A 1,156-nucleotide genomic window follows, 5' to 3' on the forward strand; every position below is an offset into this window, starting at 1 on the left:
CTAGTGGATTGATTCCAACGTTTGGAACCCTCGGTTTCTGGCGGCGATGATTTGATCGGGGTCAGCCTTCCAGACGAAGGGTTTTGGGTTTTCGGCATTGTATTCGCGCACGAAGCGATTGATGGCGACCTGGAGATCGAAGACGGAATGGAAGACGCCGTTTTTGAGCCGCCGCCGGGTCAGCTTGGCGAAGAAGCCTTCGACGGCGTTGAGCCAGGAACACGAGGTCGGGGTGAAGTGGAAGGTCCAGCGCGGATGGCGGGCGAGCCATTGCTGAACCTTGTCCTTCTTGTGCGCCGCATAGTTGTCGAGGATCACGTGGATCGCCTTGTCTGCCGGGACTTCGCGCTCGATACGGTTGAGGAAACGGATGAACTCCTGATGGCGATGGCGCTGCATGTTCTGACCGATGACTGTGCCATCCAGCACGTTGAGGGCGGCAAACAGCGTTGTGGTGCCGTGACGTTTGTAGTCATGGGTCATGGTGCCTGCGCGACCCTTCTTCATCGGCAGGCCGGGCTGGGTGCGGTCAAGAGCCTGGATTTGCGACTTCTCGTCGATCGACAGCACCACCGCATGGGCCGGCGGATCGACATAGAGGCCGACGATCTCGGTCAGCTTCTCGGCGAACGCCGGATCGTTCGACAGCTTGAAGCTGCGCCAGCGGTGCGGACTGAGGCCGTGCGCCTTCCAGATCGCCTGCACCGTCGAGGCCGCAACACCGGCCACCTTCGCCATCGCGCGCGACGTCCAGTGCGTCGCCTCGTGCGGAGGCGGTTCCTGCGTCAGGCGGACGATCTCGGCGACACGCTCCGGCGGGATCGGGGTCTTGCCCGGCGGACGGGTTTTGTCGCGCAGCAGGCCGTCGACGCCTTCATGCATGAAGCGCGCTTGCCAGCGCCAGACACAGGTCTTGGATTTGCCGGTCTCCGCCATGATCGCCGAGGTGCCAAACCCCTGGTCGCTCAGAAGGACAATACGCGCTCGCCAGACGTGCTTTTGCGGGCTCTTGGGGTCCGCGACGATGTCGCTCAATCGCTGACGATCGACCGCGGATACGGTGAAGGAGATGCCACTGCGCATCCTTCAAGACTCGCACGCAACCGCTCGAAAGGGAATCCCAAACCGGACTCTTTCGTTCCAATCAATCCACTAG

At 61.7% G+C, this 1,156-nt stretch carries 1 protein-coding gene; it reads right to left on the reverse strand.

Annotation, left to right across the window (positions count from 1 at the left end; genetic code table 11):
• On the reverse strand, positions 1 to 1,083 hold the full coding sequence (locus FHS78_RS19190) for an IS630 family transposase (protein WP_167096129.1): 1,083 nt from the start codon (positions 1,081 to 1,083) through the stop codon (positions 1 to 3).
• Positions 1,084 to 1,156: the final 73 nt, after the last annotated feature.

Origin of the sequence: Parvibaculum indicum (genome assembly GCF_011762095.1) — a bacterium.
Lineage (GTDB): Bacteria > Pseudomonadota > Alphaproteobacteria > Parvibaculales > Parvibaculaceae > Parvibaculum > Parvibaculum indicum.